8 protein-coding genes are annotated in these 7,142 nt (G+C 46.8%); 3 read left to right on the plus strand and 5 right to left on the minus strand.

All coding sequences use genetic code 11. The annotated features are described in order from the left end of the window. Nucleotides 1-271: 271 nt before the first annotated feature. Nucleotides 272-2,023 (minus strand): hypothetical protein, encoded by a 1,752-nt coding sequence (locus tag QUB24_RS32630; RefSeq protein WP_333157697.1) that lies wholly within the window; start codon nt 2,021-2,023, stop codon nt 272-274. Between the two features lie 374 nt (nt 2,024-2,397). Here QUB24_RS32630 and QUB24_RS32635 point away from each other — a divergent pair, with 374 nt between their 5' ends. Both QUB24_RS32635 and QUB24_RS32640 read left to right on the plus strand, forming a co-directional pair. Next, on the plus strand, nt 2,398-2,628 hold the full coding sequence (locus QUB24_RS32635) for a hypothetical protein (protein WP_333064039.1): 231 nt from the start codon (nt 2,398-2,400) through the stop codon (nt 2,626-2,628). 50 nt (nt 2,629-2,678) lie between these two features. Further along, nucleotides 2,679-2,891, plus strand: a complete 213-nt coding sequence (locus tag QUB24_RS32640) for a hypothetical protein (RefSeq protein ID WP_333157699.1) — start codon at nt 2,679-2,681, stop codon at nt 2,889-2,891. A gap of 727 nt (nt 2,892-3,618) precedes the next feature. On the opposite strand, the gene QUB24_RS32645 is transcribed toward QUB24_RS32640, so the two are convergent. From QUB24_RS32645 to QUB24_RS32660, 4 genes are all read right to left on the minus strand, one after another. Beyond that, complete coding sequence (locus tag QUB24_RS32645) at nt 3,619-4,020, minus strand: MgtC/SapB family protein (protein WP_333036220.1); 402 nt, start codon at nt 4,018-4,020, stop codon at nt 3,619-3,621. 103 nt (nt 4,021-4,123) lie between these two features. Next, nucleotides 4,124-4,780 (minus strand): hypothetical protein, encoded by a 657-nt coding sequence (locus QUB24_RS32650; RefSeq protein ID WP_333157701.1) that lies wholly within the window; start codon nt 4,778-4,780, stop codon nt 4,124-4,126. A gap of 322 nt (nt 4,781-5,102) precedes the next feature. After that, the gene (locus QUB24_RS32655; protein WP_333157703.1) at nt 5,103-6,068 is read right to left on the minus strand and encodes a BadF/BadG/BcrA/BcrD ATPase family protein; all 966 of its coding nucleotides are present in this window, start codon (nt 6,066-6,068) and stop codon (nt 5,103-5,105) included. Nucleotides 6,069-6,140: 72 nt separating this feature from the next. Further along, nucleotides 6,141-6,497, minus strand: a complete 357-nt coding sequence (locus QUB24_RS32660) for a zinc ribbon domain-containing protein (RefSeq protein ID WP_333157704.1) — start codon at nt 6,495-6,497, stop codon at nt 6,141-6,143. 409 nt (nt 6,498-6,906) lie between these two features. Here QUB24_RS32660 and QUB24_RS32665 point away from each other — a divergent pair. Continuing rightward, nucleotides 6,907-7,142, plus strand: a 236-nt coding sequence (locus QUB24_RS32665) for a helix-turn-helix domain-containing protein (RefSeq protein WP_333157706.1), incomplete at its 3' end; no start/stop codon positions are given.

The following is a 7,142-nucleotide window of genomic DNA, read 5'->3' on the forward strand; positions in this document are numbered from 1 at the left end:
CGTCCTTTTTGGACGGGCGGGACGCCCATCCCACAATAACAATTAAAATTGTAAGTTATTTAATTCGCGATCCTAAGGGGAAAAATGTAGGTAGAGGTTTACCGTTGAGAGATGGGGCGGGTTTATGGGATGATTAGTTTTTGGCGTAGATAGTTGGTAACCCCCCCCCTACGAGGTCGCCAATTTTACAAAAACGAACCAATTAAACATGATATAAAAACACAAAATGAATGGAAAATGCAATTTAATTTTTTCCATTCATTCTCAATTTTTACGCTTTCGGCTCAACCCAAATCGTCATCCCCTCAACCCTCAAACCTTTGCCGCGAGTGCCGCAATATTGACCGTTAGCAGTAACAGGAGTATCGCCTACATTCTGGATGTGAGCCGTATAAAATACGTCGTATTTATCAGCTTGTGGCCCTGCCAGGCGGGCGGCAAATCCCTCAATGCGCTTGGCTTTGCCCCGGAATCCAGCTAACTCCCCTTCCGAGAACCAAGCAGTATCGCCAACTCCTTCAACGTGAGCCATGTACTGCAAATTTAAACCGGCAACGGGAGGCTCTATTTTAATTTGAAATCCTTCCACGCGGAGGCCTTGGCCGCGAGTGCCTGCATATTCTCGATCGCTAAAAGTTCGATCGCCAATTCCTTGAATGTGCGCCAACACTTTTAAACCCACAGGCGCCACTGTTTGGGAACTCGCAGACTGCGCGATCCAAACTTTGATGCCCTCTATTCTCAAAGCTTTGCCGCGAGTACCGCAATATTCGCCGTTGGAGGACACCTCAGTGTCGCCGATATTCTGAATGTGAGCGCTATAAAATACGTCGTATTTATCAGCTTGCGGCCCGCTCAACCGCACCGCAAATCCCTCAATTCGTTTGGCTTGACCCCGAAAACCCGCCAATTCTCCCTCGCTGAGCCAAGGAGTGTCGCCAACACCTTCGACGTGAGCCATGTACTCGACATTTAAGCCGGGAATTGGCGGATCGATATTAATCGCAAATCCTTCGACGCGCAGCCCCCGCCCCTTAGAACCCGCGTATTCTTGAGCGCCGAAAGTTCGATCGCCAATTCCCTGAATGTGCACCAAAACTTTGATTCCCAAACCGCCCTCTACTGCCACCGCTGGTTGAAGGTTCCGGGGTGCGCCAAAAACAATGTTCCCGGAACCGGTTGTCTGAAGAGACTTAGGTACTTCCACGCTGGGAACAATAATTACCTCGTGCATGGGGACAGAAGGTGCGGGGGATTCCAAAATCTGGATCTGTGGCGCAACTGTAACTTGTTTCGGTGCCACATTTCCTGACGGGATGACAATCACTTCTGGCAAAGGTTCGGCGCTGATTTTTTGTTCTGGCGCTGCTTTAAATGCTGGTTCGACTTTTGCAGGTGCTGCTTTTACCATCTCAGCAATGGTTAATTTGCCTCTGGAAATGGCTACGGCTATTTGTTTGCCAAAAGCGGCGCTGACTGTTTCTTCGAGAATGACCCACTGTTCGTCATCTAATTTGTCTTGCTGTTCCACCAGGGCGAGCACTGCTGAAACTGGGTGTTTGCCGCTGACTAAGGATTCTGCGTCGGAATGCAGTTGAGTTGGGGTGGATTCGGAAATCGCGCGTTGCAGTTCGCGGGCTCTGGCATGAACTGATTGTAAGGGCGCGAAGTCGCTTTGTTCGCGGTGGGCGATCGCCAATACTCGATCGATCACTTTCAATGCTGCATCGCGAATTTCTGCTTTTCCTTCAGAAGCGGAGGCAGTCTCGACTAAGTTTTGAATGTCTTTGAGGGAAGTAATTTCCCCTGGTGCGATCGGGGATTTGTTGAGTTCGAGAGCTTGTTTTTGGACTGTGGCAAAGTTGCGGCTGTAGGCGGCTACTTCTTGCAGCAAGCTGTCAGAGGGAGGAAGGCCGGAGTTTTGCAGTTGCTTTGCTGCTTGGGATAGGCGATCGGCCAAATTAGCATAAGTTTCCGATAGTCGGGCTATTTGTTGTAGCAAATCTTTATGTGGTGCTTCCATATGTCTTGCCGTAAATATTTAACTTGCTGATTATAGACGTTGAGCGTCTTCTGAAGGTAGAAGGCAGTAGTCATCAGTCATTAGTCCGAGGGAAGAAGAAAAATGCTCCCACTCTCCGACTCCCCCACTCGGACACTCTCCGACTCCCCCACCCAGACACCCGGACACACTCCGACTCCCCACACTCCGACTCCTCCTCTGGCATCCCCCGCGTGATCGCCGTCACAAGCGTGCAAATACTTAGTCACACTCTGCGACTCCGGCTGTCACGAGTGGCCAGTAACAATGTCACACCGATCGAGCAATAGCCGTCACTGCTGATTCTGTGAAAACAGTTGATACTGATGCTTGAACCAATAAAATCCCAAAGTGTTATGGTACTAATTCGCGACCTCGCCCAGCAAGCTCTGGCTCTAGGCTATCTAACCCTTGAAGCCGAAAATCAACTGCGGCGGATGTTAACTACCACCAAATATGACTTGGAAGACTTAAATGCTTTTATGGCTTTGCAACTAGCAGCTATGTCTGGAGGAGTGAAACAAGAGTCTCGCGAGCTAAAAAAGTTTGAAATCTTTGGCGAGACGGCTTCCGAAACTTCCTGTTAGTAATTAGTTGGCTTTTGATTAGTTAAAATTTAGTAAGGGACTTTTCTACCGTGCAGGTTCGTGAAGTTGTAAAACAAGCTATTGCCGCTGGATATCTGAGTTTGGAAGCAGAAAATGAAATGCAGAAGATTTTTTCCTCAGCCAAGTGTGATTTGGAAGATTTGAATGCTTTTATGAGCTTGCAGTTAGCTGCGATGGCGGGTCGCGTGAGGCAAGAGTCTTTGGAAGTGATTAAAATGCCAATTTTCCCGGATAGGAATTAATTCTTTATTCAGTTAGCGGGCAAGATAACTATTAATTTTTCTATTCAACAAATGCTGGTAAGAGATAATTATTTTGATGAATTATATACTAATTAATTTAAAAAATATTGGTATTTTGGTTCAATGGGTGTTGAGGCAATTCACTAAAATTGACATAAATATTTAAATGAATATTTAAGTGGATTTTGATTGTTTTTTTGTGGGATGGGCTCTCGTAGCCCGAAGGCGTGTATTTTCACAGCAGGCGGAACACCCCACAATATATTAGTGTCAAGTTAAGCTTTTAGTCCGCCAGTCCTCCCGCTCACCCGGCAGTCCGCCAGGGAATGAATTCCACGGGGCTTATAGCTAAAGTCCTCTCAAAGAGGACTGAAGAACTCATTAGTCCTCATAGCGAGGACTTTCGCTTTGAGGCTCTTGTTGAAACCCTTGCCGGACTGATGGTTTAACGTGTTTGTTGACACCAATGCCCACAATAATCATCCTCAAATTGTGTAACGCCCCTTTTTCACCATCTTGACAGGTATGGCTGGGATGATGGCAAACAATTTATGATCAATGATTAACTGGACTTGGTATGAAACAGCTAATATGATTTGCCTTCCATCGAGCGCAATAAAATTAGTTAGTAGTGAGGACTTTAACCGTCATAAAACTAGCTCGTACTTCCGTCGTCACTATAAACGTTATAACGGTTATAATACCCATTTTTATATAACCACTGAGACTATTTCCTACGACTTCGACGCTCTAACTCTTTAATTACTCTCAGAACAAACAGCGACATTAAAGCGCCAATTAAGGCCAGTTGCCACAACCCGCATCCTGCAGCCGTTCCTAAAGCTGCTGACACCCAAATAGCGGCGGCAGAGGTGAGCCCGTGAACTTCAACTTTGCCTATTTCCTGTCGATTTTGCCGCAGGATTTCTCCGCCTCCCAAAAACCCAATCCCGGCAGCAATGCCTTGAATTACGCGCGCTACAGCATCTCCTCCGTTTTCATTTTTACCCATTGCCAGCGGCATTAAAACAAACAGTGCACAACCCATACTTACTAGCATATGAGTTCTCAATCCCGCTGGTTTGTTTCTGAGTTGGCGCTCCCATCCAATAATTCCGCCAACAAACATGGCTAGGCATAACCTTAACAGTATGCCTAGCCAATTATCTGGAGACCACAAGTTAGCGATCGACAATGTTTTACTGCAAATAATTAATCCGAATATCCCAATATTAGCGGAGCACGATGTCCGATCGCAATCTTACTGCCAAATCTTGTTCCGGGCGAATCACGAGCACGTCAACGCTGCGCCGCCCCAACAATACTCCAGCTAAAGCGCCGATCCCAGCGCCTCCTAATACTTCTTCAGTCGCGATCGCTTTGTCGCCGGTAATGCCTGCTAGTGCTGCTGCTGCTGCTGCACCCAAGGCTGCACCTTGCGCTACTGAACCTGTGCCAGCACCTTTTTGGACTCTTTCGGTTCGGGTAATAATTCCCGAATAGCCATCAATCCGATAGCGTTGGCGGCGGCTGATAATTAACTCTCTGGCAACAAATTGAGTGCCGATTTGATTGCCTCTTCTGACAGGTTGCAGTGCCCCGACTATCTGGCTGCCTCCGGGGATTAATACTCTGCCTTGAGGTGTGCGGATGTCTTGCGCTACTGTTAAAGTTAAAGGTGAAGTTTCTTCGCGGGTGACAACTATTTTGTCTTTTTCATAGCTAACTGGAATTACACTGCCCGACGGAATTCGGATGCTATCAAATTGGGAAATTCTTTGTTGGGCTTCTGCGGGAGTAGCTACCACCAGCGGCGCGCTGGTTCCAACTGTAATGCCCAGTGCGAGGATTGCTGCTGTTGCTGAACGCCATTTTTGAGAAGTAATCATATAAATTGTCTCCTTGCTTCGGTTTTTGTTTACTTAGGAACGCACTACTGCTAAATTTGTTTCTGGTTTCGCATTCATTTGATGTTTTGATTATGGCAGGCTGGAATTCTACCAGTTGGGAAGATAAGGTCGATAATCAAGAATTTTAAAATTTGGAAAAATCGAGAAAATCCGCAAGACAGGGGCGATCGGGAAGATAAGGAAGATAGTCAACACTCAACAGCCAGTCGATTTGAGATTTGAGATTTGAGATTTGACTCCACAGATGGATCGGGAAGCTGGAAAGTAGGTGTAAAATATTTCGCTTGTCAACAGTCAACAATTAATTGTTGAGAGCGTTTAAAGCTAGCAATCCAGCACCGAAAGCTGGTTCGTATCGGGGCGAAATAACCTTAGCTTGTGGGGCGATCGCACTTATGGCTGCTTCAAACCGACCTCGGCAATTTGCCTCTCCACCCCACACACCTCCTACAATCACAATTTCAAATTCTTCTGTTTGGTTAAATAGCGCTGAAATGGCTATTTTGGTTGAATAGGTTAATTCTGCTACAGCATTATTGATAATGCAGTCAGCGACGCGATCGCCCTCTGCTGCGGCTCGATCGACAATCGGCGCTAAAGCAGCAATTTCTTTGACTCCCCAACCGCGCCCGTAAACGACTTCTACCAATTCTTCTAGGTTATTGAGGCCTAAATGCTTTTGAAATTTTTCCGCAAGCATGGTAAAATCTTCACGTCCGTCATAGAACTTCAAAGCAGCTTGCAAACCGTGAAGGGCGATGTTATATCCGCTGCCTTCATCGCCTAAAATATATCCCCAACCGCCGACTCGTTTAGTTTTCCCTTGACGGTTTTGCCCAAAAACAATCGAACCGGTTCCTGAAATAACGGCGATACCCACTGGATAACCTGTACCGCCAGCAAGTGCGATCGCGCAGTCGCTGCTAATTACTATATTCCTGGGCAGGAACGATCGGGTTACTGGTAAAGTATTCGTCAACTGCAAGTTCTGCACTACAAATTGCACTATTTCACGATCTTTTGGACGCCCGACGCCTGCTAGTCCCAGACCAATTGCTTCTATGTTGAGATTGCTATTCGTCTCGATTTTAGCGGACAGAACTGCTCGTTCGATCGCCAATTGGATGGATTGTTTTGCTGTCTCAATTCCCAGGGTTTGATAATTTGACGGCCCTGCTTCACCCCGTCCTAAAACAAGGTGGTTGTCATCCATTAAAAGGCAGATAGTTTTAGTGCCGCCGCCGTCGATGCCGAATACGTAGCTCATGAATAATTTAGAGAATAATAGAGCAACCCAGATTAACAGAGATATCTCTATTCTACGCTTTGTACAATCCGATTAAATCGACAGAGCAATGCTAATAATAATTAAACCTAATAATGCTAACCAAACCAGATGGCGCTGACACCAATTTTTGATCGATTGCAGCCAGCCGCCGCTGCTGTAAGGGCTCGTCTGTGGCACAAGTGGCTCAGCTTGATTGTGATAAAGCGTGCATTCTTTGGCAAAGGGACGCTGCGGGTAGTTGCAAGTGTCGTCTTCGTGATAAATACAGGTAGTGCACAGAAATTCTTCGGGTTTTGATCTATAAAGAGGGATACCCGGATGACCGAAAGCTTTGAGGGGGATTTTGCAGTGTGGACAGGCGAGCGCTTGGGCGTCTACAGGTTGGTGACAGCGGGGGCAATCAGGCATAGACAGCAGGGTGATGGGGTAATGTGGTGGGTAGGCTCATTAGCGGGTTTTCCGAACGCCGATTAGGGCGATCGGCTCGCCATCAGGCGGCTGGATGCTCCAAAATAGAAAGGTAGGTGTGCGCTGATGTAACTTTAACTACCAGCCGGGAAGTCCCTCGGTATATTTAGAGGGGACACATCTGAGCGCTGCGCGAAGTACCCCCGAATAAATTACGCCCGCGTGATGGAAAGAAGCGTCGGATGTCGCGGACGGAAGCCGACAATTAGACTTAGCCACTATGAATCAATCTTCGGGAGTATCTTGATTTTCGATGTACTTCCTAAGTGGTGAAATGGTAAGTTTTGGTGTTGCATTGTGGACATACACAAACTATACTATGCAAAGGTCGAAAAAAAGAAGTTAAAAAATGCAACTCACGTACAAATACCGCCTCAAACCCACAAAAGCCCAACTAACAACGATGGTGGCTCACTTAGAACTCTGTCGTCGGCAGTACAACTACCGACTTGGCGAAAGATTTAGGTGGTGGTCAGCCACGAGAACACCTATCAACGCCTGTCCTTTAATTGTTTCTCTAGTCCCGATTGAGGAAATTTATCAAAATATTCCTTTGACGAGAGTGCAAACTAGGGATGGTAGAAA

Source organism: Microcoleus sp. B9-D4 (assembly GCF_036705105.1).
In the GTDB taxonomy this organism is placed as follows: Bacteria; Cyanobacteriota; Cyanobacteriia; order Cyanobacteriales; family Microcoleaceae; genus Microcoleus.